The following is a 25,777-nucleotide window of genomic DNA, read 5'->3' on the forward strand; positions in this document are numbered from 1 at the left end:
GGGGTCAGCGGCGGCGCGGCGTCGCCGCCGCCTCGGCCACTTCTTGGGGGCGCGGACGCGCGGCCCGGTCGGCGCGGCGGGCCACCGCGATCTCCGCCGGGACCGGGTCGAGGAGCCCCCTGCCCGCCACGGCGGCGCGGCTCCCGCGCTGCGAAAGGCCCAGGGCGACGGCCTGAAAACCGATGCCCGACGCGGTCGGCGACGGCCGGCCGCCGGCGCCGCCCCACGCCTCGAACATCGCGTCGCGTTCGCGCTCGGCGGCTTCGCGCAGGCGCTCCGCCGCCAAGCGGTGCGCCATGCCGGGCCACGCCGCCAGCACCTTCAAGCGGTAGGCTTCGGCGCGCTCGGGTGTCTGCGAGTGGTAATGCGCCGCCGCGCGCTCCCAGTTGCGCGCGTTCTGGTGCAGGCGGGTGAGGAAGAGGCCCGCGTAGAGCGCGTTCGCCATCGGGTCGAAGGCTTCCTCCAGGCTGGCGAAGGCGCGCGGGTGGTGGTGCAGGTTCACTTGCAAGCAACCCACGTCGATCACCGTGACGCCGCGCGCCTGCAAGGCGCGCACGGCGGCGATGGCGGCCTCCTTGGTTTCGAAGAAGCGGCCCTGGCCTTGGGCGTTGATCGTCCACGGCCAGGACACGCCGGCGCCCGTGCGCGGGTCTGGCCGGCCGGACTCGACGCGCGCGATGGCGTGGAGCAGCGCGGCCGGCAGGCGGTGCTCCCGCTCCGCGGCGAGGATGGCTTGGCGGCAGAGCTGCCCCGGATCGGTCGCCGGCCCCGCGCCGCGCGTCGCCGAGGCGGGCGCCGCGCAGGACAGGGACAAGGCGATGACGCTCGGCAGCAGCAAACGGCGCAAAGGGGGCCCTCCCGGTGGACGGACCCGGGCGGGCCCGCGATGCGTTTCCGTCGCGGCGAACGGGCGGTCCGAGGCCCGACGCACGCCACGCCGGCGCGGCCGGGCCGCGCCGTGCCCCGGATGGTCGCACCGCGAATCGGGCGCTTCCGGGGCATGCGTAGGGCAGTCGCACGAACGATGCGAAGATGGAAGGGCGTGGCGCTTCACCCTCTCGTCAGGCGCGCCGAGGTTCGACCCGGCGGACGGCTAGCGCAGGAAGGACCAGTCCATGCCGCGCAACGTCGCAATCAGCGTCGTGAGATCGGCCTGCAACGCCGCCATGCCAGGCAAGCGCTCGATCCGCTCCTCGTTCATGTAAAGCGGCCGCGCGACCTCGATCTGCAAGGCGTGGACGCCATCACGCGGGCGGCCGTAGTGGCGGGTGACGTAGCCGCCGGCATACGGATCGTTGCGGCGCACGCGGTAGCCCATGTCGGACAGCGCTTCTTCCACCAGCCGCGTCGCGCGCGGCGCGCAGGAGGTGCCGTGGGCGTCGCCCAGCACGAAATCCGGCGGGTTGCCGGCCTGCGCGGGGTGCGTGGGCATGGAATGGCAGTCGATGAGCAGGCAGCAGCCAAACTCGTCGCGTGTTTCGGCGATCAGCGCCGCCAGCGCGGCGTGGTAGGGCTGCCAGAAACGGCGGATGCGCCCCTCCGCTTCGCGGAAGGTGAGCTTGCGCCGGTACACCGGCTCGCCCGTCGCCACCACGCGGGCGATGGTGCCGAGCCCGGCGCCGACGCGTGGGCTGGCCGTGTTCACCCACGGGGGCAGCGGCTCGTCGAACATGCCCGGGTCGAGTTCCCAGGGCTCGCGGTTCACGTCGCAGAACACGCGCGGGAAGGTGGCCGCGAGCAGCGGCGTCCCGAAGCCGGGCGCCGCGGCGAACAGTTCGTCCACGAACCCGTCCTCGCTGCGGCGGAGCGCCACCGGGTCGAGCCGCGCCGCGGCGACGAAGCTGGCGGGGTAGGCGCGGCCGGAATGCGGCGAGGCGAAAACGAGCGGCACGGCCGGCGTGCCCCCGGCCGGACGGGTCAGGAGGTAAGGCGGCGGCGCGCACGCCTCCTCGTCGGGCGTGGACAGGGGCGCGCCGGGGGTGAGGTCGGGGGGCAGATCCATGGCAGGTCGGCGATAAGGCCATAGGCAAGTACGTCCGGCAAGGCGAGGACTCTTGCCGGTCCCCCGGCGGCGCGGTAAACACCCGGCGGGCCGGGCGATTAGCTCAGCGGGAGAGCGTCCCCCTGACACGGGGAAGGCCAGTGGTTCAATCCCACTATCGCCCACCACTTTTCAAGCACTTGGCGCGGGCGGCGGCGGAACCGGACGCCTCGGCCGCGCAGGCGGCAGCGGCTCCATCCCGGTTCAAAGCGCATCCAGCAGCCGCCAGCCGCCGTCCCGGGCGCGTCGCCTCGTCGTCTTCTGACCGGCCTTCTTCAACGCCGACCCTCCTACCGGGCGCGCGGAGAGGGCGGTTGTTCCCGCCGGGATGGCCCGTGAGGCCGGCGGCCGTCGGCCGGCGACACTTAGCGCGGGCGCCGCCGCTTGCTACCAAGCGGATCGCGGACGGGCCGGGCGGGTCGCCACGGCTCACGGGCGCTCTTGGCTTCTTGTTCCGCCGTGAAAGGCGAAGCACGTGGGGGGCCGCCGAGATCGTTTTTGAACGCCACTGCGCACAGGGGAGGAAAGCGTGGCCTCGTATCTCTTGATCACGGACGGCCAACTCGGGGCATTCGCGGCAGCGGCGCGCGAGAAAGGCTTCGAAGCGTCCGACTTCGAGCTTCAGGAAGAGGTGTTCGACCCCCAAACGGCCGAGGTCGAAGCGCGGAAGGGCGATGTGGGCGTGAGGTGCCTGCGGACGGACGCGGTCACGGTCTACCCTCTCGGTGACGGCTCGGACTGGACCGCGAGCTTCGCCGCCGACCTCGGCGGCGGCAAGTTCGGCGACCTGCCCGGATGATGACGGCACCTGCGGCGACGCCGGAGACGCCGGCGGGGCTGTTCTTCCCTTCGCACGCCCACGGCCGCCCGCGGGCACGGGCGTCGCGGCCACCGGCCGTCGACGCGCAGAGCGATCCGGACGGCTGAACCCATGGCCCCGCCGCTTCTCCTTTTGCAAGACGCCCGTTTCTCGGTCGGCACGACCGCCCTGTTGCGGGACGCCACCCTCGCGGTGTCGCCCGGCGAGCGGCTCGCCCTGGTGGGCCGCAACGGCTCCGGGAAATCCACCCTGCTACGCATCGCCGCGGGCTCGCTGGCGCCGGAAGACGGTACCCGATTCCTCCAGCCCGGCGCCACGCTGCGCTACCTCGCGCAGGAGCCGGATTTCGGCGGGGCGAAGACGGCCCTTTCCTACGTCGAAGCGGGACTGGGACCGGGCGACGACACCCACCGGGCACGGTACCTCCTCGAGCAGCTCGGCCTGACGGGCGACGAGGACCCGCGGCGCTTGTCCGGCGGGGAGGCCCGACGGGTCGCGCTGGCGCAAGCCCTGGCTCCCTCGCCCGACATCCTGCTGCTCGACGAACCGACGAACCACTTGGACCTCCCGGCGATCTCCTGGCTGGAAGCCGAGTTGGCCGCGTCCCGCTCGGCGCTGGTGCTGGTCAGCCACGACCGGCGCCTCCTCCAAACGCTGTCCCGCGCGATGGTTTGGCTGGACCGCGGCGCCACCCGGCGGCTCGACGAGGGCTTCGCGTCATTCGAGGCTTGGCGCGACGCGGTGCTGGAAGAGGAGGAGCGCGAACGCCACAAGCTCGGGCGCCAGATCCTGCGCGAGGAGGACTGGCTCCGCTACGGCGTCACCGCGCGGCGCAAGCGCAACATGCGGCGCGTGGGCGAGCTGGCCGCGCTGCGGCAGCGGCGACGCGACGCCCTCCGGCCCCAGGGCGGCCCGCGCATGGCGGCGGCCGAAGCCTCCGGTTCGGGCACGCTGGTGATCGAGGCCCAAGGCGTCGCCAAGTCGCTCGGCGGACGGACGGTGGTGCGGGACTTCTCCACGCGCATCATGCGCGGCGACCGGGTGGGCATCGTCGGGCCGAACGGGGCGGGCAAGACCACGCTGCTCTCGCTGCTGACCGGCGCCATGCCGCCCGACTCGGGCGCGGTGCGGCTCGGCACGGGGCTGTCGACCGTCGGCCTCGACCAGAAGCGGGACAGCCTCGACCCGGCGGCCGGCTTGGCGGAGGTGCTGACGGGCGGAAGCGGCGACACGGTTTTCGTCAACGGCGTCCCGCGCCACGTCGTCGGGTACATGAAGGACTTCCTGTTCTCGCCGGACCAGGCGCGCACGGCCGTGGGCGTGCTGTCGGGCGGCGAGCGCGGGCGGCTGATGCTGGCCCGGGCGCTGGCGACGCCGTCCAACCTCCTGGTCCTGGACGAGCCGACCAACGACCTGGACCTGGAAACCCTCGACCTGCTCGAAGAGGTGCTGTCCGGCTACGGCGGCACGGTGCTGGTGGTGAGCCACGACCGCGACTTCCTCGACCGGGTGGCGACCTCGGTGATCGTCGCGGAGGGCGGCGGGCGCTGGCAGGAATACGCGGGCGGCTACAGCGACATGGTCGCGCAGAGGGGACGCGGCGTGGAAACGGAGCCGCGGGCGGCGCCCAAGGCCGCGGGTGCGGCGGCCGCGGCGGTTCGGCCGGCGGCGCGGCTTCCTCCCGCCCCGACGCGGAAGCTCAGGCCGCGCCAGATGCACGCCCTGCAATCGCTGCCGGGCAGGATGAAAACGCTGCGCGACGGCATCGGCAAGCTGCAGCAAGCGCTCTCCGACCCGGGCCTCTACGCCCGCGACCGCGCCCGCTTCGACAGGTTCACGGCGGCGCTCGCCGCGCAGCAGGCGGAGCTGGACGTGGCCGAGGAGGAATGGCTCGCCCTCGAACTCCTGCGGGAAGAGATCGAGAGCGCCTGAGCGGCGGCCCCCCGGAAGCACGTGGCGAAGCGAAGTCGTCGAGCGGGGCCGTCCGCCCCCCGGGCCGGCCGGTGGTGGGCAGCCGCTTGCCGCCGCATCCCCGATGCGATGCAATCCCCTGCCGCAGAGCTGCGCCAGAGCCGCCGGCGGGGTCGGAGGAGATGAGGATGCCGCACCGCCGACGGCTGATGGCGGTCCTCGCAGCTGGCGCCCTGTGCCGTCCCGCTGCGGCGGCCTCCCCCGACGGCCCCGCACCGGCGGGTGGGCCACCTTCATCCCGAAACGACGGAGCCCGGCCGATGTCCCAGGACGTCCTATCCCAACTGGCGCCCACCGGCGTGCTGCGCGCCGGCATCAACCTGGGCAACTTTCTCCTCGTCACCGGCCGCGGCGCCTCCGGCGAGCCGGAGGGCGTGTCGCCGGACATGGCGCGCGCCATCGCCGACCGGCTCGGCGTGCCGGTCCGCTACGTGCCGTATGCGAGGCCGGGCGAACTGGCGGACGCGGCCGGGACGGGTGCGTGGGACATCGGCTTGATCGGCGCGGAGCCGCAGCGCGCGGAGAAGATCGCGTTCACCGCCGCTTACTGCGAAATCGAGGCGACCTACCTGGTGCCGTCGGGATCGCCCATCGCCTCGGTCGCCGAGGTGGACCGCCCCGGGGTGCGGATCGCGGTCACCGCCCGGGCGGCTTACGACCTCTGGTTGGAACGCAACATCCGGAACGCGGCCCTGGTGCGGACGGACACCATCGACAGCGCCTTCAAGCGGTTCGTGGACGACGGGCTGGAGGCCCTGGCCGGCCTGCGGCCGCGCCTGCTGGCCGACGCGGAGGCGCTTCCCGGGTCCCGCATCCTCGACGGGAAATTCACCGCGGTGCAGCAAGCGATCGGCACCGCCCGCGCCAACGGGGCCGGGGCGGCGTTCCTGCGCGGGTTCGTCGAGGAGGCGAAGGCGTCAGGACTGGTCGCCCGCCTCATCGAGCGCCACAAGGTGCGCGGCCTTTCGGTGGCGCCGGCGGCCTAGCTCCCGACCGCGCGGCGCCCTCGCCCACAGGTCGCGGGCGTGTGGCGCGCTCGAGGCCCCGACACCCGCACCGCGCTCGGTCAGGCCCGCGTGGCGCCGGTTGTCGCGGCGCGAGAACGGCGGCCCAAGGTCCGCTCAGAACCGGTGGTACGGGTAGCAGCGGGCCCGGTCGAGGACGAGGCTGAAATGCCTGCCCAGGGCGCCGATGGCGTCGGCGTGCTCCGGGTAGGGATCGGCGTTCCCGGGGCCGACAACCATCGGGCTGCAAGCCGGGTCAACCCGTCCCGCCTGCGGCGGCAGCATCGCGGTGGCGAGCGCGTTCCCGTCCGCGTCGCGCAGCGTGAGGAACACCGGCATGGTGCGGCGGACGTGCGCCGCGCGCCCGATGTCCTGCTCGATGTAGGGGCCCGGCGCAGGCCTGTAGGCCTGCGAGGCCTGCTCCCGCGCCCGCCGGAAGTGCTTCTCGACGGCGTGGCGCATCAGCTCCGACTCCCGGGCGGCCTCGGCCTCCGTCTCGATCCGGAACCAAGTCTTCCGCCCCGCGGCGTCGCACACGTATTGCATGGCCGGCCGCCCTCCCGCGCGAAATGCGGGCCGAGGCTAACGAGAGGCGAGGCAGGAGGGAAAGGCCTTGTCTGCGGGAGCGGGCGGGCCGCCGTGCGGTCCTGCCGGGCACGCCGCCCGCGCTAACCCGGCCGCCCGAAGTCGAAGGCGACCTGGGCATCGTCCTCGCGCTCGCCCGCTCCGAAGCCGGACACGGCCACCCCGAGCAGCCTGACCTTCTTCTCGAGCGGGAACACGCCCCGGACCAGCTCGACGGCGGCGCCCGCCAGCGCCGGCCTGCTGCTGATAGGCCCCGCGCCGGTGCGGCTGCGGGTCAGGGTGCGGAAGTCGGCGTAGCGCACCTTCACCGTCACGGTGCGGCCGAAGGTTCCGGCCCCCTCGCACCACCTCCAGACCTCGTCCGCCAGGGCCTCGACCCCGGCCTCCACCTCGCCCGGGTCGCCGAGGTCCCGCGGGTAGGTGGTCTCGCTGCCCGCCGACTTGCGCGGCCTGTCCGGCCGCACGGGCCGGTCGTCTTCCCCGCGCGCGACGGCGTGGAGGTGCGCCGCGGCCGCCTTGCCGAAGTGCTCCCGCAAGAAGGCCAGCGGCCTTGCCCGCAGGTCCTCGCCCGTGCGGATGCCGAGCCGCGCCATCTTCGCCGCCGTGGCCGGGCCGACGCCGTGGAAGCGCGAGACCTCGAGGCCTTCGACGAAGGCCGGACCCGTCTCCGGGGTGATGACGAACTGCCCGTCCGGCTTGCGCTGGCCCGAGGCGAGCTTGGCCAGGAATTTGTTGTAGGACACGCCCGCCGAGGCGGTCAGCCCGGTGCGCTCGAGGATCTCCGCCCGGATTCCGCTCGCCACCCGCACGGCCGTCGGGACGCCCTTCAGGTTTTCGGTGACGTCGAGGTAGGCCTCGTCGAGGGAGAGCGGTTCGACCAGCGGCGTGTACCCGGCGAAGACGCCCCGGACCACCCGGGACACGGCGCGGTAGACCTCGAAGCGGGGCGGCACGAAGACGAGGTCCGGGCACAGCCGCAGCGCCGTGCGCGAGGGCATGGCCGAGCGCACGCCGAAGGCCCGGGCCTCGTAGCTGGCGGCCGCGACGACGCCGCGCCCGCCCGCCCCGCCGACCGCGACCGGGCGCCCGCGCAGCGCCGGGTCGTCGCGCTGCTCGACCGACGCGAAGAAGGCGTCCATGTCGACGTGGATGATCTTGCGGACCGGCGTCGTCACCGGGCTGGGTCGTCCCTCGGTGGGCGCCGGAAGCTACCACGCGGCGTCGGGCCGCGGCCACGACGGCGCGGGGGAGAAGGCGCCACGGCGACCGCGGCATCCCGGGTCCGCGCCGGGTCGTGCGACAGGGCCGCGGGCGCGGTACGCTGGCCAGGCAGCGAGGGGGGGGACGGAGCTATGGCCGAGGCGCGCGTGGTCCTGGTCGTCGGCGCCAGCGGCGCCGCCGCGGCCCGCATCGCCGAGCGCGCGGCGACCGCCGCGCCCGGCTTCGGGGCGGTCGGGCTGTCGCGCCGGGTCCCGGACGGCGTGGGGTCCTGGATAGCCGCCGACCTCCTGGACGCGGCGGGCCTCGCGCGCGCCCTCTCGGCGAGGCCGGACATCACCCACGTCGTATACGCCTCCCGCGCGCCGCACGCGGAGTCGGGGGTCGAGGACGTGGGGGGCAACCTCGCCATGCTGCGCAACCTGCTGGACGCGGCGGAGGCCTCGCTCCCGCGCTTCGCGCACATCCACTTGGTGCAGGGCGGCAAGTGGTACGGGATGCACATCGGGCCCTACCGCACGCCGGCGCGGGAGGACGACCCGCGCCACATGCCGCCCAACTTCTACTACGATCAACAGGACCTCGTCTCCGAGCGCCGGCGCGGCAAGGCTTGGGCGTGGACCGCGAGCCGGCCCGGCTTCGTCCTCGACGTGGTCCCCGGCCGCGCCCGCAACATGGTTTCGACGCTCGGCGCCTACGCCGCCATCTGCCGGGAGCTGGGCCTGCCCTTCGACTTCCCCGGCAAGCCCGGCGCCTGGGAGGCGCTGCTCGAGGTCACGGACGCGGCCCTGCTGGCGGACGGCGTGCTGTGGATGCTGGGCGAGCCGCGCTGCGCCGACCGCGCCTTCAATGTGGCCAACGGCGACTGCTTCCGCTGGCGCGAGCTTTGGCCGCATCTGGCGGAGCTGTTCGGTTTGCGGGTCGGCGCCGTGCGGACCATGCCGCTGGCGCGCTGGATGGCGGACAAGGCCCCGGTTTGGGAGCGCGTCCGCGCGCGGCACGGCCTCGTCCTGCCGCTCGAACGGGTGGCGGACTGGGCGTTCGCCGACTTCTTCTTGGGCCTGGAGTGGGACGTGCTGTCCTCCATGGCCGCGGCGCGCGCCGCCGGCTTCACCGGCTCCGTCGACACTTGGGCCATGTTCACGGAGCAGATCGCGGGCTATCGCGCGGCCAGGGTCCTGCCGCCGGCCTGAGGCGGTTGGCCGGGCCGGAATTCATTGGGGCGCTCGACTACACGTCCGCCGCGTATCGGAGCCGGCGGCCGTCAGGCGGCGGCGGACGCGCTCATCGTGCGGCGGGCTGCGGCTCCGTGACCAGCACGACCTTCCCTGTGACGTTGCGCGACAGTAGCGCGTCCAGCGCCGCGGCCGCGTCCTCCAGCCCGTAGGTGGCCGAGATGCGCGGGCGCAGCCGTTCTTCCAGCACCCAGGCGAAAAGCCGGCCCACCAGCGCCCGGTTCGCGTTCGGTTCCCGCTTGGCGAAGGCGCCGTAGGACACGCCGAGGATGCCGCAGCCCTTGAGCAGCGGCAGGTTGAGCGGGATGCGCGGGATCTCCCCGGCGGCGAAGCCGACGACCAGGTGGCGGCCGCCCCAATTGAGCGAGCGCAACGCCGGTTCGGAGTACGGGCCGCCCACGGGGTCGTAGACCACGTCCACGCCCCCGGTGCTCCCGGTCAGCTCGCGCACCCTTTCCCGCCATCCTTCCTGCCGATAGTCCACCACCGCGTCGGCGCCGGCGTCCCGGCAGGTTTCCAGCTTGCCGGCGGACGCTGCGGCGACCACCCGCGCGCCCATCAGCTTCGCCAATTGCACGGCGGCCAAGCCGGCGCCGCCGGCCGCGCCCAACACCAGCACCGTTTCGCCCGGCCGCAGCGCGGCGCGGTCGCGCAGGGCGTGGAGCGTCGTCCCGTAGGCGTAGGAGAGCGCCGCGGCGGTCACGGCGTCCACGCCCTCCGGGACCGCCACCACGGCGTCCGCCCCCGCCACGGCCATTTCGGCGAAGCCGCCGTGGCTCGTCATGGCCAGCACGCGGGTCCCCGGCGGCGGCCCGGCCACGCCTTCGCCCAATTCGGCCACCGCGCCCGCCACCTCGCCGCCCGGGGAAAAGGGCAGCGGCGGGCGCGTCTGGTACCGGCCCTGGATGATCAACGTGTCCGGGAAGTTCACCGCGCAGGCCTCGACCCGGATCAGCACTTGGCCCGGCCCAGGCCGCGGCGCGGGCACCTCCTCCAGCGTCAGCCCCGACGGCGGTCCGAAGGCGCGGCACATCACGGCTTTCACCTTGGCACCCTCTCGAGGCGGGGACGCGCGAAACGCTGGCCGGCGCCGCGCCACTTGGCAAGCATCGCGCGGCCGCCTTGCCCGGGCGGGACCGCTGGGCCACGCTGCGCGGCAACGGGCAGCAAGGCCGCTGCGGACCGGCTTTCCCGGCCCCGGCGCGCCGGGGAGGGAGCGCCATGGACTTCGCCTATTCCGAACGGGTCGAGGAGCTGCGCTCCCGGCTGCTGAACTTCTTCGACGACCACATCCGCCCGAACGACCGGCTTTACCACCAGCAGCTCGCCGAAGCGCCCGACCGCTGGCAGCCGGTGCCGATCGTCGAGGAGCTGAAGCCCAAGGCGCGCGCCGCCGGGTTGTGGAACCTGTTCCTGCCGCATTCGGAGCGCGGCGCCGGCCTCTCCAACCTGGAATACGCGCCGCTGGCCGAGATCATGGGCGGCGTCCCCTGGTCGAGCGAGGTGTTCAACTGCTCCGCGCCCGACACGGGCAACATGGAGACGATCGACCGCTACGGCACCGACGCGCAGAAGCGCGAGTGGCTCGACCCCCTGCTGGAAGGCGAGATCCGCTCCTGCTTCGCCATGACGGAGCCGGACGTCGCGTCCTCGGACGCCACCAACATCCAAACGCGGATCGTGCGGGACGGCGACCACTACGTCATCAACGGCCGCAAGTGGTGGTCGTCGGGCGCCGGCGACCCGCGCTGCGCGATCTTCATCGTCATGGGCAAGACGGCGCCGGACAGCCCGGACAAGTACCGCCAGCAATCCATGGTCCTGGTGCCGCGAAACACGCCCGGCCTGACGATAAAGCGCATGCTGCCGGTCTTCGGCTTCGACGACGCGCCGCACGGCCACGCCGAACTGCTGTTCGAGGACGTGCGGGTGCCGGCGGAGAACATCCTGCTTGGCGAAGGCCGCGGCTTCGAGATCGCGCAGGGCCGCCTCGGCCCCGGACGCATCCACCACTGCATGCGCGCCATCGGCCTGGCCGAGCGGGCGCTGGAGCTGATGTGCAAGCGCTCGCTGGAGCGGCGGCCCTTCGGCAAGCCCCTGGCCGAGCAGGGCGTGATCATCGAGCGCATCGCGCAATCCCGCATCCTGATCGACCAGGCGCGGCTGCTGACCCTGCACGCGGCCTGGCGCATGGACACGGTGGGCAACAAGGTGGCGCGCGCGGAGATCGCCGAGATCAAGGTGGCCGCGCCGCAGATGGCCTGCCAGGTGATCGACTGGGCGATCCAGGCGCACGGCGGCGGCGGCGTGACGGAGGACTTCCCGCTCGCCCACTTCTTCAAGATCGCCCGCACGCTCCGCATCGTGGACGGGCCGGACGAGGTGCACCGCTTCCAGCTCGGCCGCATGGAACTGGCGAAGCACAAGCCGCCGCGGGCGGAGGCCTCGGCGCGGGCCGCGGAGTGACATGAGCGCCGGCGGCGGCATGCCCGAGCTGGTGCCGGTGCTGGACCGGCACCGCTTCGACGAGGCCGCCCTGGCGCGCCACCTGCGCGAACACCTGCCGGGCTTCGACGGCCCGGTGGAGGTGCGGCAGTTCCAGGGCGGCCAGTCCAATCCGACCTTCCATCTGCGCACGGAAGCCGGCGATTACGTCCTTCGCAAGAAGCCGCCCGGCAAGCTGCTGCCCCGCGCCCACGCGGTGGAGCGCGAGTACCGCATCCTGCGCGCGCTGGCCGGCAGCGGGGTGCCGGTGCCGCCGGTCCGTTCGCTGTGCGAGGACGCGTCGGTCATCGGCACCGCCTTCTTCGTCATGGACCACGTCCCCGGCCGGGTCTTCTTCGACCGCGTGATGAGGACCGGCACGCCGGCCGAGCGCGCGGCGGTGTACGAGGACATGGCGCGGGTGCTGGCGGCGCTGCACCGCGTGGACTGGCGCGCCGCGGGGCTGGAGGGGTTCGGCAGGCCCGAGGGCTACATGGCGCGCCAAGTGGCCTTGTGGACGCAGCAATGGGAAGCGGCGCGCGTCGAGGAGATGCCGGAGATGGACCGGCTCGCCGCTTGGCTGCCGCGGCACCTGCCGGCCGACGAGGAGGCGACGATCGCCCACGGCGACTTCCGCCTGGGCAACCTCATCATCCACCCGACCGAGCCGCGGATCGTCGCCGTGCTGGATTGGGAGCTGGCCACCATCGGCCACCCGCTGGCCGACCTGGGCTACGCCTGCCTGACCTACCACTTCGAGCCGGGGCCGGACGGCGTTTCCGGCGTGCTCGGCACCGACCTGTCCGGCACCGGCATCCCGACAGAGGCGGAATTCGTGTCCCGCTACTGCGCCCATGCGGGGCGGCCTGTGCCCCCGGTGCTCGACGTGTTCGTGGCGTTCTCGATGTTCCGGTTGGCGTCCATCATCGCCGGCGTGTGGCGCCGGGCGCTGGACGGCAACGCCGCGGACCCGCGGGCGATCGGCTACAGGGACCGCTACCGCGACATGGCCGAGCGCGCCTGGGAACTGGCGCGGCGCATCGACCCCGGCACGTAGCGGGCCGCTATCCCAGCAGCGCCGCGCGCAGCCGGGCGAGACGTGGGGGATGGAGGCCGAGGCCGTGCTCCAGCAGCGCTTCCAGGCTGCCGCCGTGGCGGGAAACGGCTAGGTCGAGCGCGGCCTCGAGCAGCGGCCGGTGGGCGGTCAGCAGGGTGTCGCGCACATCGGCCGGCGTGTTCGGCGGCAGCGCGTGCTCGCGCTTCCAGATGCGGTTCGTGGAGAGGTAATCCGCGGCGACCGTTTCCCGCGGCACCCCCAGCGCGGTCAGGACCAAGGCCGCGCCGAACCCCGTGCGATCCTTGCCGGCCGAGCAGTGGAAGAGCAACGGCAGCCGCTCCTCGCGCAGCAGCAAGTCGAACAAGGCCCGGTAGCGCGGCAGGTGGTCGGTCGCGTAGGCCGTGTAGGCGGTGCGCAGCAGGTCGTGGACGTCCTCGCCCGTCGCCTCTTCCCGGGCGAGCAGGTCGCGCAGCGAAGCGCCGACCCGCGGTTCGATGGGCAGGCGCACCACCTCCGGCGCGTCCGCGGCCGGCAGGCGCGAGGGGGCGCGGGCGGCTTCGCGCTCGCCGCGCAGGTCGCAGACGGTGCGGATGCCGGTCGCGCCGAAGGCCGTCAGGTCCGCTTCGGTCAGCCCGGCGAGGGAGGCGGAACGGAACACGCGCCCGAACCGCACGCGGCGGCCGTCGGCGGCGCGGTAGCCGCCGAGGTCGCGCAGGTTGGAACACCCTTCGAGCGCCACCACGCGCGGCAGCGGCGCCTCGTTGTCCGATGCGTTCGGCAAGCGGCCCTCCCTCCTCGATGATCTGCCGGGGTCCGCTCGCGCCCAACGACGATTTCGGCCGCTACGGAGCAGCGAGCTCCGTCCGACACCAGGAGCGGGGCCGCGTGCGCCACACACCCTGGCGTCGCCGGCGCCGCACTCCACGGCGACGGAGCGCCTCGCCGGGATGCTGCCCGCCCGCTCCGCGACCGGCGGCGATGCAGTGCCGCGTCCAAGCAGTTCAGTCGGCGCGTATGTTGGCGGCTTGCGCCGTGTCCTTCCAGCCCGCGATCTCGGAGCGGAGCCTCCGGGCCACCTCGTCCGGCCCGGCGTACCTCACCAGCGACCCGGCTTCGAACGCCCTCTTCCTGAGGCCCTCGTCGGACAGGGCCTGCTCCAAAGTCTCGGTGAGCTTCTGGCGGACGTCGGCTGGAACGGCCTTCGGCGCGTAAAGGGCGAACCAGACGTTGAGGGGCAGGTCGCGCAGGCCGTTCTCGGTCAAGGAGGGCACGTCCGGCAGGCCCGGATGCCGCTCGTTGGAGCTGACGCAGAGCGCCCGCACCTTGCCGTCCCGCACCAAGCTGACCAGCGGCGGGGGCGAGTTCATGTAGAACTGGACGCGGCCGGCGATGAGGTCGCCGATGGTTTCCCCGGTCCCCCGGTAAGGGACGTGCAGCATGTCCATGCCGGTCCGCGACTTCAGCAGTTCGGTCCCGAGATGGTGCATCGAGCCGTTGCCCGCCGAGGCGTAGCTGATCTTGCCGGGGTTGGCCTTGGCGTAGGCGACCAGCTCCTGCAGGTTGTTGACCGGCAGCGAGGGGTGCACGACGAAGAGCTGCGGTGTGTCGGACACCTGCCCGATGGGCACGAAGTCGTCCGTCGTGCTCACGCCGCCGGTGCCGCCGATCGCCGCCCGCCCGGCCATCGTCCCGCAGTAGCCCATGAGGAGCGTGTGACCGTCGGGCTGCGACCGGGCGACGTGCATCAGCCCGACGACGTCGTTGCCGCCGGGGCGGTTCTCGACCACCACGGGCTGGCCCAACAAGGTTCCCATCGGCGGCGCGATCAGCCGGGCGGCGTAGTCGGTCCCGCCGCCGGCCGGGATCGGCACGACGATGCTCACGGCACGGTTGGGGAAGCGGCTTTGAGCGGCCGCAGGCGCCGCGCCGCTCCAGGCCGCGGCGGCGAGGACCGCCCGCCTGCCGATGCTTTGTCCCGCGAACTTGGTCATCTCGTTGCCCTCCCTGCGTGTCCGGCCTTCCGCCGATCGGCGGTGCGGCGGGCCGCGCCTCAGCCGCGAGCGGCCGCGCAAAGCCCGCCGTCCACCAGGATCTCGGTCCCCGTGATGTACTTCGACTCGTCGGACGCCAGGAACAGCGCCGCGTTCGCGACGTCCCACGCCTCGCCCATGCGGCCCATCGGCACCTGCCCGTGCCGGCGGCGGTAAAAGGCGTCCCTGTCCATCCCGGTTTCGCGGCTGGCGAAGTCCTGCGCGATCTTCTCCACGAGCGGGGTGTCCATCAATCCCGGCAGCACGCAGTTCAGCCGGACGCCGCGGCGGGCGTAGTCGATCGCCACCACGCGGCTGAACTGCACCAGTCCGGCTTTGGCGGCGGCGTAGCCCGCCTGGGGCTTTCCGGTGTAGCGGATGGCGGCGGTCGAGGCGATGGAGACGATCACGCCCTTCCCCTGGGCCTCCATCCGCGGGAGGACGGCCTTGCAGCACAGGAAGGCGCTCTTGAGGTTGACGTCGATCTGGCTGTCCCAGGCCTCCTCGGTCATGGTGGCCGGGTCGCCGGGCAACGAATGGCCCACGTTGTTGACCAGGATGTCGACGCGCCCCAGGCGAGCCACGCAATCGGCCACCAGCGCATCGACCGCCGCCCTATCCGTGACGTCCCCGACGCCGACGACGAAGGTGCCGCCTTCGCCCTCGACGATGCGCCGGGTCTCCTCGGCCGCCTCCCGGTTCACGTCGACGCCGTAGACCGCCGCGCCCCGCCGCGCGAACAGGACGGCGATGGCCTTGCCGTTGCCCCACCCCGCCGACTGCGAACCGCAGCCGGTGACGAAGGCGACTTTCCCTTCAAGGCCGAACATGGCCGCTCGCCTCCTTGGTGGACAGGTCGTCCTTCGAGTCGATGCCCAGGGCCTCGATGAAGCGGGACACCATGTTGTACGCCCCGATGGTGGCCGTCAGCTCGACCAAGCACCGCTCGTCCAAGGCATCCCGGACCGGCGCGAAGGTCTCGGCGGGCACATGGATCTCGCGGGTCATCGAGTCGCAGTAGGCCAGCACCGCTTCTTGGGTGACGTCGAACAGGCCGGTGCCCCTCCAGTCCGGCAGGGCGTCCACCCGGGCCCGGGTCAGCCCTTCCTTGAGCGCGATCGGGGCGTGCTGCTCGGCCTCGTAGGCCGCGCCGTTCAGGTGGGCGATCCGCATGATGACCAGTTCCCGGAGCGACCCGGGCAGCGCGCATTCGTGCCGGATGGCGGTCAGGTACCGCAGCCAGCCTTCGGCGACCGGGCCGCTGTGCAGCAGCATGGCGTAGAGGTGCAGCACGCTGCCGCGCTCGCGGACGATGCGGTCCGCCAGTTCCTTGGTTTCGGGCTTGTTCGGGTCGGCGTAGGGTATGCGGGCCAAGGGCGCCTCCTCTTGGAGCCTGATCCGCCTTTTGGTGGATGCCGCCCCCAGCCAACCAGCACCGGGTCGAGCTCGGCGGTCAAGCCGCGCGGGGTTGATCGGGCTACCCGGTCCCGTCCACGATGGGCACGCTGCCTTCCAGGAAGCGCGATACGTCGGCGCCCGTGAGGCCGCTGTCCCCCAGGTCGAAGACGCGGCGGTCCAGCTCCCGGCCCGACCGCGTCAGGACCGCCAACTCGACGCCGCCTTCGCGGGCGGTCAAACGGGCCAGCACCTCCTCGCCGTCCGCCTCGCCCTTCGCCGTTTCGACGAAATCTCTGATCTCGTCGAGCACATCGCCGCCTTCTGGCCCGGCCCCGTCGAGAAAGGCTCCGATTTCGTACGCCAAAGCCGACGGCGTGCAGAACGGGAGGATGAGAGCGCCTTCCGTGGCCTCCGGTCCGAGCGAGGCCCGCCAGCGCTCGAACGCGTCCATGCGCTCGCGGTCTTGCGCCTCCTCGGCGGCGTCCAGCGCCTCCGGGTCGAGATCGGCGTCGTCCTCGGATGGCTCGGTCCTGAACACCACGGCGCCGGCCAGCACCGCGATCCCGCCGTCCGATCCGCCGCCGGGCGGCGCAAGGGGCAGGTCGGCGGACGGCCGCCCGCCCGCGACGTCGAGCAGTACGCGCCGGACGGCGCACGGGGACAAAGCCTGGACGGCTTCGGCCGTGCTCCATCCCGCCGCGAAGGCCACCTCGGCCCCGGGCGGGAACGCGCCCGAAGCGGCCAAGCCGCGGGCCAGCGTCGCCGGGTCGGGCGGGGGGCCTCCCTCGGCCACGACCGGCAGCAGCACGAGGCTGGCGAAGTTGAAATCGCGCTGGCCTTCGGCCGCCTCCGCCACCTCCGTCAGGTCGTCGGCGAAATCCTCGACGGCGTCGTCCTCGTACCTTTCGGACAGCTTCCGCACGGCCGCCGCCAGCACGCCGTCCCTGCCGCCGGCGATGAACTCCTCAGCGAGGTCTTCGAAGCCGTCGCGGTCCCCGTCCAGCCACGCCCGGATCAGGCGGTCGGCCGGGGTACCGCCAACCGCGCCCCTGACCCTGCCGTTGCGGCTCGGCGGCGGCGGTGCGTGCGTGGTCTTTCGCGGCATGCTCGGTGCCTTTCGCTGCGCGGGCCGGGTAGGCTGCGGCGGAGGCAAGCGCAAGCGCAAGCCCGTCCGGCTTTCGACGCCGAGGAGCCGAGCGGCAGCACACGGTGGAACCTTGCACGACTTGGCGACGCGACGCGCGCAGGCCCACCGCGACGTCGACCTGCGCGGCCGGACTGGGGCGCCGCGTGGCGGGTGGCCAACAAAGGCGGTGGCTTGGACCAACCGTGCGGCCCTGGTCGAAGCGCGGGATGTCTCGCCCAGTGCCGCTTTCGGCCACGGGGCGCGGCCACGTTCCCGGCGACGCTCGGGAAATGGCGGGTGTCGTCGCCAGGGTTCCCGCCGGACCGCCGCGGCGGTCGGCCTCCGCTCTCGCTTGCTCTAAGGGCGAGGCGGGAAGAACCGGTTGGCCGGCCGCGGCAGGCCGAGGTTCTCGCGCAGCGTGGCGCCCTCGTACTCGCGCCGGAACAGCCCCCGCCGCTGCAACTCAGGCACCACGTGGTCGACGAACTCCTCCAAGCCTCCGGGCAGGTAGGGGAACATGACGTTGAAGCCGTCGCAGGCGTCCGTCGCGAGCCACTCCTCCATCGCGTCGGCGATCGAGGCCGGCGTGCCCACCATCGCCAAGCCCGCGTAGCCGCCCAGTCGTTGGGCGAGTTGGCGCACGGTGAGGTTCTCGCGCCGCGCCAGCGCGATCGCCCGCTCCCGGCCGCTCTTGCTGGATTCGGTTTCCGGGATCTCCGGCAACGGCCCGTCCGGGTCGAAGCGCGAGGCGTCCACGCCGAGCGCGACCGAGAGCGACGCGACGGCGCTGTCGTAGTGGACCAGGCTGTCGAGGAGCGCCCGCTTCTCGCGCGCTCCGGCGAGCGTCTCGCCCACCACGACGAAGCAGCCGGGCAGGATCTTGAGGCTGTCGCGGTCGCGCCCGAGCCGGTCCATGCGGCCCTTCACGTCGGCGTAGAAGCGCTGGCCGTCCGCGAGCGTGGAAGGGGCGGAGAAAACCGCTTCCGCCGTCTCGGCCGCGATCTGCCGGCCCGCTTCCGACGAGCCGGCCTGCACGACCACGGGCCAGCCCTGGACCGGGCGGGCGATGTTGAGCGGACCGCGCACGGACAGCTCCGGCCCTTTGTGGTTCAGGACGTGCAAGCGGTCCGGGTCGAAGAAGACGCCGCTCCCGGCATCCCGGACGAAGGCGTCGTCCGCCCAACTGTCCCAAAGGCCGGTCACCACGTCGAAGAACTCGCGCGCGCGCTTGTAGCGCTCGCCGTGCGCCATGTGCTCGTCATGGCCGAAGTTCAGCGCCGCGTCCGGGTTGGCGGTGGTGACGAGGTTCCAACCAGCACGGCCGCCGCTGATGTGGTCCAGCGACGCGAACTTGCGGGCGACGTGGTAGGGTTCGTTGTAGGTGGTCGAGGCCGTTGCGATCAGCCCGAGGCGCTCCGTCACCGTGGAGAGCGCCGAAAGCAGGGTCAACGGCTCGAAGGAGGTGACGGTGTGGCTGCGCTTCAGCGCCTCCGTCGGCATGTTCAGCACCGCCATGTGGTCGGCGAGGAACAGCGCGTCGAACTTCCCGCGCTCCAGCGTCCGGGCGAAATGCTTGTAGGCGGCGAAGTTGAAGTTGGCGTCCGGCCAAGCGCCGGGATAGCGCCAAGCGCCGGTGTGGATGCTCACGGGGCGCATGAAGGCGCCGAGCCGCAGTCGCCGTGGTGCCGTCATCGCCCGTTCCCCGCCGCTGTCCGCCCGTGCCTGGCAGATGGTCGCGCGCTGCGGGGATGGAAGCCGGGCGCCGCACCTAGTCCCCCTCCAGCCGGCGCGAGCGTCCAGATGCGCAGGGAGGGGGGTCCCGCCCCCCAACGATGGGGCGGCACAGCCCACCCTCGGCGTCGGTCCGGTTAGGGCGCGGGCGCCATCGACCCGACGAGCCCAGCGGGGGGCTTGGTGGCCAGGAGCCCGGACGACCTTGGCCGCTCGGCGTCGTGAGCGACGGCGCTCACCTGCCGCACCGGCCCCTTCGTGTCGGCAGGCATCACAAAGCCCGTCCCACTGCGGGCGCCTGCGCTTCGGGGCGCGGCTCGTCAGCTTTCGAGCAGCGTCCGGAGTTGCTGGGTGTTGTCCGTCACCTTGCCCACTCCGGGCACGTTCTCGGCCAGGACGCGGAGCGCGCGCTGGACCGAGGCGGAGCGGCTGAACCCGTAGAACTCCACCTCGCCCCCGCGCACATCCACGGTGACGTGGAGGGTGTCGGCCCAGGACTCCCTTTGCATCGCCGCCAGGATGGCGGCGCGGATGCGCTCGTCCGACACCTCGCCTTCCGGCGGCTGGTCCGCCACGAGGGCGCGGAGGAGGTCGGTGCGGGTGACCATGCCGAGCAGGCGCCCCTGCTCCGCCACCACGACGCGGCGGATGCCGTGCTGCTCCATGAGGTGGGCGATGTGGTTGGCGGTGGCGTCGGGCGCGACCGTCACCACCACGTCGGTCATCACCTCGCGCGCGGTGGCGCCGTGGCTTCGGGCGTAGCGTTCGGCCCTGGCGTTCGGCCGATCGGTCAAGCGGGCGAGCCAACCCGCGGGCCGCTCGTCCTCATCGGCCAAGCGCCGGATCAGGTCGCGCTCGGTGACGATGCCGAGCAGGGTGCCGGAGGTGTCCGTGATCGGCACCGCCGAGACGCCGCGGTCGGTGAACAGGCGGACGAGCGCCATCACGGGCGTTTCGGGCGGCGAGGTCACGACTTCGGCGGTCATCAGGTCGCGGGCGCTGAGGGCGGTCATGGCGGTTCCTCCCTGGCTTGATGCGGCATCATGCGCCCAGGACGGCGGGTGCCGCCACCTCGGAGCCGGCCCGGCGAACCGGCCGTGATCCTCGGTGACTGCCCGGCGTCGGGCGCTTCGCCGGATTGGCCTGCGCCCTTGGACGGCTGCCAAGGTCTGCCTCGAAGGGAAAACCGAGCCGCCCTCGTCGGACCGGCCGCCCACAGCGGGGGTACGCCGCTACGCCGCTTCGTGCTCGGCGACGAGGAAAGGGCTTGCCGCTCGCATGTCCGGCTCCACCCCGATGCCCGGCGCGTGGGTGAGGACGAAGGCCCCTTCGACCAAGTCCGGGAACGGTTGTGCCAGGGAGGCGCGCAGCGGGTTGGGGTTGCTGTCGACCTCCAGCAGGCCTTGACCGCCCACGGCGGACAGCAGGTGGGCGGACGCCATCAGGCCGATCCCGCCGCTCAGCCAGTGCGGGCAGTACCGCTTGCCCGCCTCGACGGCCGCTTGGCCGACGGCGAAGCAGCCGGACACGCCGCCCCACTTGCCGATGTCGGGCTGCACCACGCCGAGCCAAGGATCGGAGGCGGCGCGCAGGAGGTCCTGGCCGCGCAGGTTCTCGCCGGCGGCCAACGGGGCGGCGTAGGCCTCCGCGAGGGCGCGCCATTCCGCCTCCGGACGGTCGGCGGCGATGGGCTCCTCGACCCATCCGAGCGGGAGTTCGTTCAGCCGCAGCGCCATCCGCCGCGCTTCCTCGGCGGTCCAGCCCTGGTTGGCGTCCACGAGCAGCGCCTCGTCTCCGCGCAAGCCTGAGGCGATGCGGCGGAGGTTGGAGAAATCCACCTCCTCCCCGAAGCCGATCTTCTGCTTGAAGCGCCGGTGCCCTTCGGCGCGGGCGCGCTCGGCCGTTTCCGGCCCGTTCCCGGGATTGAGGCCGCTGGCGTAGACCGGCACATCGCGGACCTCGCCCCCGAGCAGGCGCGCCAGCGGCAGGCCGGCCCGGCGGGCCTTCAAGTCCCAAAGCGCGGCGTCCAGCCCGGCCAGCGGGGCGGCGAAGGCGCCGGCGTCGCCGCTTTGCAGAGCCCAGGCGTGGGTGCGCATGGCCAGCTCCCGCCACAAGGCGACCGGGTCGTCCACGGTCCGTCCGAGCGCCATCGGAGCGATCGTCCGGTGCAGCACGAGGCCGCGGTGCTCTGCGCCGTAGCTCGGGAAGTTGCACCACACCTCGCCCCAGCCGTGCGCGCCATCCGCGTCCTCGACCCGGACCAGGACGGAAACCCGGTCGCGGATGGTGAAGAACGAGGTGACCACCGGCTCGGCGATGGGAGCACGGAGGACGAAGGCCCCGATGCGCGCGATGGTGAAGCCGCTCATGCCGATTCCTGCCGCCTAAAGAGGCCCACGGCCCGCGCCGTCTCAGGCGTGCGGCGCCGTAGGGACGTCCTGGCCGAAATAGGCCCGTTCGAGCCGGCGCGCCAAGCCGGGCTCTCCGGCCCGCGCCGCCAGCACCATCCGGTCCTGCGCCAGCGCGCGCGCACGGCCGGGCGCCGCGAACGCCTCCTCGATCGGCCGCTCCACCAAAGCCGGTGGCCATGCATCAGAACCGCCATGATGTCTGGGTTTGTCGTGGCAGAGCATCTCCCGGCACGGCGAAGGCCAGGGTTCAATCCCGCTGTCGCCTGTCATCCTTCCAAGCACTTGGCCGGAACATCCCCTGGCGGCGCGGGACGGACAAAGACCGGATCGGATCGTTCGCCCTGGCAGTCGGGCAGGCGTCCCCGCACCCCCGATCCGCACCGCCGCCCCGCGGCCTTCTTGCTGCCTGGCGTGAAGGGCACGACGACGCGCAACGGTTGATAGGAGGCCGGGACCGGCCTCCCCAGGCGGCCGCGGTCCCCGGGGCGACCGCGCGGTCCGGGCCGCGGATCGGACCGGACCGCGCGGCGCCGCCGGGAAGTAAGCGTCACCGCACGCAGATGCTGCGCACGCGCGCGGAGTCCCGCCATTTGTAGCTCTCGGCTGAAGTTCCCACGACGGCGCGCCTTTCCCGACGGCGAGCCTGCCGGTCGTTCCTCCCCGTCCCAGGGGGGCTCCGCCGCGGACCTGATATGTAATTGGTCACGCGGTCACCGCCGGCTCGGCCGGCTGTGGACCCTCCTCTCCCGTGCCGGCCGAGCCGTGCCTCGCCGGGGCCGGACAGCAAGCCAAGCGGGATCAGGCGCTCATGCGGCGGTCCCCGAGTCACGATCTGGACAACCGCGGCGGCACGCGGTGGATTCCGGTCCAGGGCGCGGACATGGTGCCGCCGCGCGCCTCTTGGAACCGCCGAGCCGCGGCCGGCCATGCGCAGCGACCCGTGCAGAATGGCCTGGGAACGAGTTGGCGGAGGCTTGGTCAGGTCCTGTGAAAACACCATCCGAAACGCTGCCGCTGGCCTGCGTCATGGGCGACATGGACCTCGTCCGGCCGCTCGGCCTCGCGGGGATCGCCTGCGCCGTCGTAGCCGCCCCCGGAAGCCCGCCTGTCCATTCCCGCTTCACCCGGACGGCCATCCCGTGGAAGGACTTCTGGGAGGGCGGCGAGGAACTCGTGGAGGCGCTGGTGCGGTTCGGATCGGCGCAGCCGGAGCCGCCGGTCCTGTACTTCCAAGAGGACTCGCAGCTCCTGCTCGTCTCCCGGCAGCGGGAACGCTTGGCGCGTGCCTTCCGCTTCGTGGTCGCCGATCCGGAGCTGGTGGAGGATTTCGTGGACAAGGGCCGCTTCCAAGCGCTGGCTGAACGCCACGGCTTGCCCGTTCCCGCGACGCGCCGCGTCCATCCGGCGGCGGGCGGACGGCCGGCGGATTTCGGGTTGCGCTTCCCGGTGGTCGTCAAGCCGCTCACGCGGGACCGCCGCTGGTCAGCGATCGGCGGCGCCGGCAAGGCTGTGCGCGCGGAAACGCCGGAAGCGTTGCGCGACCTGTGGCCGCGCTTGTCCGCGGCGGGCGCGGAACTCCTGGTCCAAGAGCTCATCCCCGGCCCCGAGACGCGCATGGAGAGCTACCACGTCTACGTGGACGAGCGGGGCGGCGTCGCCGGCGAGTTCACCGGGCGGAAGGTGCGGACGCTCCCGCCGTCGCTGGGCCACAGCACCGCGCTGGAACTCTCCGAAGCGCCGGACGTCGCCGTGTTGGGCCGGGCCCTGGTGCGGAAGTTGGGCCTGCGCGGGGTGGCGAAACTCGATTTCAAGCGCGCCCCGGACGGCACGCTGCATCTCCTCGAGATCAACCCCCGTTTCAACCTGTGGCACCACCTGGGCGCGGTCGCGGGCGTGAACCTGCCCGCCCTCGTCCACGCCGACATGTGCGGATCGCCGCGCCCCGCCGTTTCTCCCGCGCGGGCCGGGGCGACGTGGTGCCGACCGCTGGACGATTGGCGCGCCGCCAGGGCGGCGGGCGTGCCGGTTTCGGAGTGGCTGCCCTGGATGCTGCGCTGCGACGCGAACGCGTCCCTGGATTGGCGCGACCCGATGCCTTGCCTCAACGGAGAGGTGTACCAACGCGCCCGGCGCCTGAGCGGGGGATGGCTGCGCCGCTTGCGGCCCCGCGCGCCGGAAACGGCCCCGCGCGACGCCGGGGCTTGAGGCAGGGCGGCCGCGGTGAGGCTTGCGATCGTTTCGGACATCCACGCCAACCTGGAAGCGCTGCGCGCCACGCTGGAGAGCGTCTCCGCGGACGGCGTGGACAGGCTGCTGTGCCTAGGCGACATCGTCGGCTACCACGCCGATCCCGAAGAATGCGTCGCGTTGCTTCGCCGCTGCGACCCGATCTGCGTCGCCGGCAACCACGACCGGGCCGTCGCCGGGCGCATCACCACCGAAGGATTCAGCGCCGACGCCGCCCGGGGCGTCGCCTGGACGCGGAAGCGGCTGAGCGCCGGCGCCGTCCGCTTCCTGGCAGAGATGCCGCTCCAGGCCTGCGTGGAAGGCGCCGTCGTCGCGGTGCACGGCGCGCTGCTCCCCGAGGGCGGTTGCGAGATGACGAGGCTCGACACCTGCGAGCGCCGGCTGCGGGCCTTCGAAGCGCTCGCCGCGCACCCGTCGGGGGCGCGCGTGTGCGCCTTCGGGCACACGCACCGGCTCGGCGTCTATGAACTACGAAACGGCGTCTTTCGGAGCCGCGCGGAGGACGAGGTCGCCCTCCGGGACGACGCTCTCTACCTCATCAACCCCGGCACGGTCGGGCAGCCGAGGACCGAAGAGCGCCGCGCCACCTACGTCGTCCTGGACACCGCGCGCTGCACGGCGGCGGTCAAGCGCGTGGAGTACGACGTCTCGCCGGCGCTGGAAAAGGCGCGGAAGGCCGGGCTGCTGCCTCCCCGTTCCTCGCCGATCCGGGCGGTGACGGGTCGGGCGCTGCGGCGCCTCGGCCTTTACGGCCCGGTGAAGCGGTTTGTGCGTTCCGTGCGGCGGGGGACGGCCTGAACCGCTCCCGGGCGCCGGGCCGCGGCCTACCTGTGGCTCCGCTCCCATTCGAGGCGGAAGAGCAACTCGTCGGCTCGCCGCCTGCCCCACGCGACGGGCACACGGCGTGCGACGGCCTCGGCCGCGTGCCACAGCCTGCGGCCCCAGAGCTGGAGCGAGGGCGCGCCGACGAAGCCCGACGCGACGGCGGACGCGGCGTTGGCGAACCTGTCCTTGTAGCCGTCGTCGCCGGCCCCGAGTTCGATCGCGCGGAGGTCCGCCGCGGCCGCGCCGCGTATCATCTCCAGCAGCAGGATCCGACCGGGCGCGAGCTTCGCGTGGGTCTCGTCATAAGCCGGGAACCAGTAGTGCAGGACCGTGGAGGAGCGCATGCCCATGTGGGCCGCGACCATCCTGTCCCCGGCCCACAGCGTCGACAGCACGCCCGCGAAGCCCGCCCCTTGCGCGGCGTGGACCCGCTCCAGCAGTTCCACCGTCCAACGGTGTGAAAACACGTCCAGGGCGCCGCCCCAGCGGTCCCGCTGGTATTGCCCGCGCTTCCAGTCGATCAAGCGGTGGAGGGACCGCGGGTCCGGGTCGTGCATGACGAACCGCAGCGGCCCGAGCTGCCGCTCGAGGCGCCGGGCGTGCGACATGGTTTGGGTGACGACGTTGCGCCCGGCCGCGCGGCGCTCCTGGGCGTAGGCGTCGAAGCCGCCGTCCAGGCGGATCGCGGGCGAGTCGACGACCTTGCGATGGAACGGGGCGAAGGGGGATTGGTCCGCCCGCATCCGCGTGAACTCGTACACCGCGAGCCCGGTGGCCCGGACGAGGGCGCGCGCGTCGAAGTCCCAGCCCGGCGCGGCGATGACGGCCTGGCAATCGGAAAGGCCTCCCGCCACCGGCCGGCCCGAGCGCCGGCGACGCTGGAAGGGGAAGAAGCCGCGCAGTTCCCCGTGCTCCTCCAGGACTGCCGCCATCACGTCTCGCCGCACGAGGGCGACGAGTCGCGTGAACTCCGGCCGGAGAAAAGGACTCGCAAGCAGCGGGTCGCCGTTTTGGAAGCGCGTCCATGCGGCGAGCTGGCCCTCGTCCAGCTCCTCCGGGCGAAGGACGTTCACCCGCACGCGCCGGCTCCGGGGACGGGACGCAACCCGCGCGACGACCATGCGGCGATCGACGCGCGGAAGGGCACGCCGAATGCGGCTCGCCCGGCGCGCAACGGACGTGAAAAACATGAAGTCAGGAAGGCGTCCAACGCGCCGGCGACCCGTCGCATGCAGCGATTGTGCGGGAGGGGACGATACGACGGCGAGGCATCACGCGCGACCGAAGCCCACAGTCGTTGCGAAATAGCCAAGGCATCGTGAAAGCACCTCACGATGTAACATCGCCATTGCGGAGCCCGTGTCGATCCAGATTCAGACCAATCTCACAGGAACCTAGCGCCATCGAAACATTTCTTCTCGCAATTTTGAGCGCTAAAGAATATCGTGAACGCGTCCGCCTTGTTGTCGTTGAAGTATAGCTTCCAAGCTGAGTCGGTTTCGTTCCTTATTGGTTACTGATTGGGTCAGCACTCCGAGTGGCTTGAGAATAGGCTTGAAAATGGGAAGGACGCCTCCTAAAGATCAACTGTTGC

General features: G+C 72.7%; 23 protein-coding genes and 1 tRNA gene. 9 read left to right on the top strand and 15 right to left on the bottom strand.

Going from position 1 to position 25,777, the window contains the following annotated elements:
- Positions 1–4 precede the first annotated feature (4 nt).
- Together ABD067_RS17650 and ABD067_RS17655 are read right to left on the bottom strand one after the other, a co-directional pair.
- Positions 5–847, bottom strand: coding sequence for a lysozyme family protein (locus tag ABD067_RS17650; RefSeq protein ID WP_343896679.1), 843 nt, complete (start codon positions 845–847; stop codon positions 5–7).
- 246 nt (positions 848–1,093) lie between these two features.
- On the bottom strand, positions 1,094–2,002 hold the full coding sequence (locus ABD067_RS17655) for an N-formylglutamate amidohydrolase (protein WP_343896680.1): 909 nt from the start codon (positions 2,000–2,002) through the stop codon (positions 1,094–1,096).
- Positions 2,003–2,094: 92 nt separating this feature from the next.
- Between ABD067_RS17655 and ABD067_RS17660 the strand changes: the two genes are divergently transcribed.
- From ABD067_RS17660 to ABD067_RS17675, 4 genes are all read left to right on the top strand, one after another.
- Positions 2,095–2,169, top strand: a tRNA-Val gene (locus ABD067_RS17660).
- Positions 2,170–2,570: 401 nt separating this feature from the next.
- Positions 2,571–2,840 (top strand): hypothetical protein, encoded by a 270-nt coding sequence (locus tag ABD067_RS17665; RefSeq protein WP_343896681.1) that lies wholly within the window; start codon positions 2,571–2,573, stop codon positions 2,838–2,840.
- Positions 2,841–2,972: 132 nt separating this feature from the next.
- On the top strand, positions 2,973–4,793 hold the full coding sequence (locus ABD067_RS17670) for an ABC-F family ATP-binding cassette domain-containing protein (protein WP_343896682.1): 1,821 nt from the start codon (positions 2,973–2,975) through the stop codon (positions 4,791–4,793).
- A gap of 299 nt (positions 4,794–5,092) precedes the next feature.
- The gene (locus tag ABD067_RS17675; RefSeq protein WP_343896683.1) at positions 5,093–5,818 is read left to right on the top strand and encodes an ABC transporter substrate-binding protein; all 726 of its coding nucleotides are present in this window, start codon (positions 5,093–5,095) and stop codon (positions 5,816–5,818) included.
- A gap of 135 nt (positions 5,819–5,953) precedes the next feature.
- Here the strand turns inward: ABD067_RS17675 and ABD067_RS17680 are convergent, their stop codons facing one another.
- Together ABD067_RS17680 and dinB are read right to left on the bottom strand one after the other, a co-directional pair.
- Positions 5,954–6,382, bottom strand: a complete 429-nt coding sequence (locus ABD067_RS17680) for a hypothetical protein (protein WP_343896684.1) — start codon at positions 6,380–6,382, stop codon at positions 5,954–5,956.
- A 122-nt stretch (positions 6,383–6,504) separates the two neighbouring features.
- Positions 6,505–7,596: a DNA polymerase IV gene (gene dinB, locus ABD067_RS17685; protein ID WP_343896685.1), complete on the bottom strand. Its 1,092-nt coding sequence runs from the start codon at positions 7,594–7,596 to the stop codon at positions 6,505–6,507.
- Positions 7,597–7,773: 177 nt separating this feature from the next.
- On the opposite strand from dinB, the gene ABD067_RS17690 reads away from it, so the two are divergent.
- Positions 7,774–8,832 carry an SDR family oxidoreductase gene (locus tag ABD067_RS17690; protein WP_343896686.1) on the top strand — a complete coding sequence of 353 codons (1,059 nt, stop codon included), beginning with the start codon at positions 7,774–7,776 and terminating at the stop codon, positions 8,830–8,832.
- Positions 8,833–8,923: 91 nt separating this feature from the next.
- Here the strand turns inward: ABD067_RS17690 and ABD067_RS17695 are convergent, their stop codons facing one another.
- Positions 8,924–9,907: an NADPH:quinone oxidoreductase family protein gene (locus ABD067_RS17695; RefSeq protein WP_343896687.1), complete on the bottom strand. Its 984-nt coding sequence runs from the start codon at positions 9,905–9,907 to the stop codon at positions 8,924–8,926.
- 188 nt (positions 9,908–10,095) lie between these two features.
- Between ABD067_RS17695 and ABD067_RS17700 the strand changes: the two genes are divergently transcribed.
- On the top strand, positions 10,096–11,340 hold the full coding sequence (locus ABD067_RS17700) for an acyl-CoA dehydrogenase family protein (RefSeq protein ID WP_343896688.1): 1,245 nt from the start codon (positions 10,096–10,098) through the stop codon (positions 11,338–11,340).
- 1 nt (position 11,341) lies between these two features.
- The gene (locus ABD067_RS17705) at positions 11,342–12,415 is read left to right on the top strand and encodes a phosphotransferase family protein (RefSeq protein ID WP_343896691.1); all 1,074 of its coding nucleotides are present in this window, start codon (positions 11,342–11,344) and stop codon (positions 12,413–12,415) included.
- A 7-nt stretch (positions 12,416–12,422) separates the two neighbouring features.
- Here the strand turns inward: ABD067_RS17705 and ABD067_RS17710 are convergent, their stop codons facing one another.
- The 9 genes from ABD067_RS17710 to ABD067_RS17750 form a co-directional block, all read right to left on the bottom strand.
- Entirely contained in the window at positions 12,423–13,196 is a 774-nt protein-coding gene (locus ABD067_RS17710) for a tyrosine-protein phosphatase (RefSeq protein WP_343896692.1), read from the bottom strand.
- A gap of 220 nt (positions 13,197–13,416) precedes the next feature.
- Positions 13,417–14,406, bottom strand: coding sequence for a Bug family tripartite tricarboxylate transporter substrate binding protein (locus ABD067_RS17715; protein WP_343896693.1), 990 nt, complete (start codon positions 14,404–14,406; stop codon positions 13,417–13,419).
- Between the two features lie 59 nt (positions 14,407–14,465).
- Positions 14,466–15,275: an SDR family NAD(P)-dependent oxidoreductase gene (locus tag ABD067_RS17720; protein ID WP_343896694.1), complete on the bottom strand. Its 810-nt coding sequence runs from the start codon at positions 15,273–15,275 to the stop codon at positions 14,466–14,468.
- Positions 15,262–15,819 (bottom strand): carboxymuconolactone decarboxylase family protein, encoded by a 558-nt coding sequence (locus ABD067_RS17725; RefSeq protein ID WP_343896695.1) that lies wholly within the window; start codon positions 15,817–15,819, stop codon positions 15,262–15,264. The genes ABD067_RS17720 and ABD067_RS17725 overlap by 14 nt, the downstream gene beginning before the upstream one ends.
- A 103-nt stretch (positions 15,820–15,922) precedes the next feature.
- Entirely contained in the window at positions 15,923–16,948 is a 1,026-nt protein-coding gene (locus ABD067_RS17730) for a serine/threonine-protein kinase (RefSeq protein ID WP_343896696.1), read from the bottom strand.
- Between the two features lie 378 nt (positions 16,949–17,326).
- Entirely contained in the window at positions 17,327–18,661 is a 1,335-nt protein-coding gene (locus ABD067_RS17735) for an LLM class flavin-dependent oxidoreductase (RefSeq protein WP_343896698.1), read from the bottom strand.
- A gap of 359 nt (positions 18,662–19,020) precedes the next feature.
- The gene (locus ABD067_RS17740; RefSeq protein WP_343896699.1) at positions 19,021–19,713 is read right to left on the bottom strand and encodes a CBS domain-containing protein; all 693 of its coding nucleotides are present in this window, start codon (positions 19,711–19,713) and stop codon (positions 19,021–19,023) included.
- 219 nt (positions 19,714–19,932) lie between these two features.
- Complete coding sequence (locus ABD067_RS17745) at positions 19,933–21,069, bottom strand: mandelate racemase/muconate lactonizing enzyme family protein (RefSeq protein WP_343896700.1); 1,137 nt, start codon at positions 21,067–21,069, stop codon at positions 19,933–19,935.
- 42 nt (positions 21,070–21,111) lie between these two features.
- On the bottom strand, positions 21,112–21,273 hold the full coding sequence (locus ABD067_RS17750; protein WP_343896701.1) for a hypothetical protein: 162 nt from the start codon (positions 21,271–21,273) through the stop codon (positions 21,112–21,114).
- Positions 21,274–22,098: 825 nt separating this feature from the next.
- On the opposite strand from ABD067_RS17750, the gene ABD067_RS17755 reads away from it, so the two are divergent.
- Positions 22,099–23,316 carry a carboxylate--amine ligase gene (locus ABD067_RS17755; RefSeq protein WP_343896702.1) on the top strand — a complete coding sequence of 406 codons (1,218 nt, stop codon included), beginning with the start codon at positions 22,099–22,101 and terminating at the stop codon, positions 23,314–23,316.
- A gap of 15 nt (positions 23,317–23,331) precedes the next feature.
- Positions 23,332–24,156, top strand: a complete 825-nt coding sequence (locus tag ABD067_RS17760; RefSeq protein ID WP_343896703.1) for a metallophosphoesterase family protein — start codon at positions 23,332–23,334, stop codon at positions 24,154–24,156.
- Between the two features lie 26 nt (positions 24,157–24,182).
- On the opposite strand, the gene ABD067_RS17765 is transcribed toward ABD067_RS17760, so the two are convergent.
- A complete protein-coding gene (locus ABD067_RS17765) occupies positions 24,183–25,262 on the bottom strand; it encodes a GNAT family N-acetyltransferase (RefSeq protein ID WP_343896704.1) in 1,080 nt (359 codons plus the stop codon).
- Positions 25,263–25,777 lie beyond the last annotated feature (515 nt).

Source organism: Craurococcus roseus, from assembly GCF_039523795.1.
Lineage (GTDB): Bacteria > Pseudomonadota > Alphaproteobacteria > Acetobacterales > Acetobacteraceae > Craurococcus > Craurococcus roseus.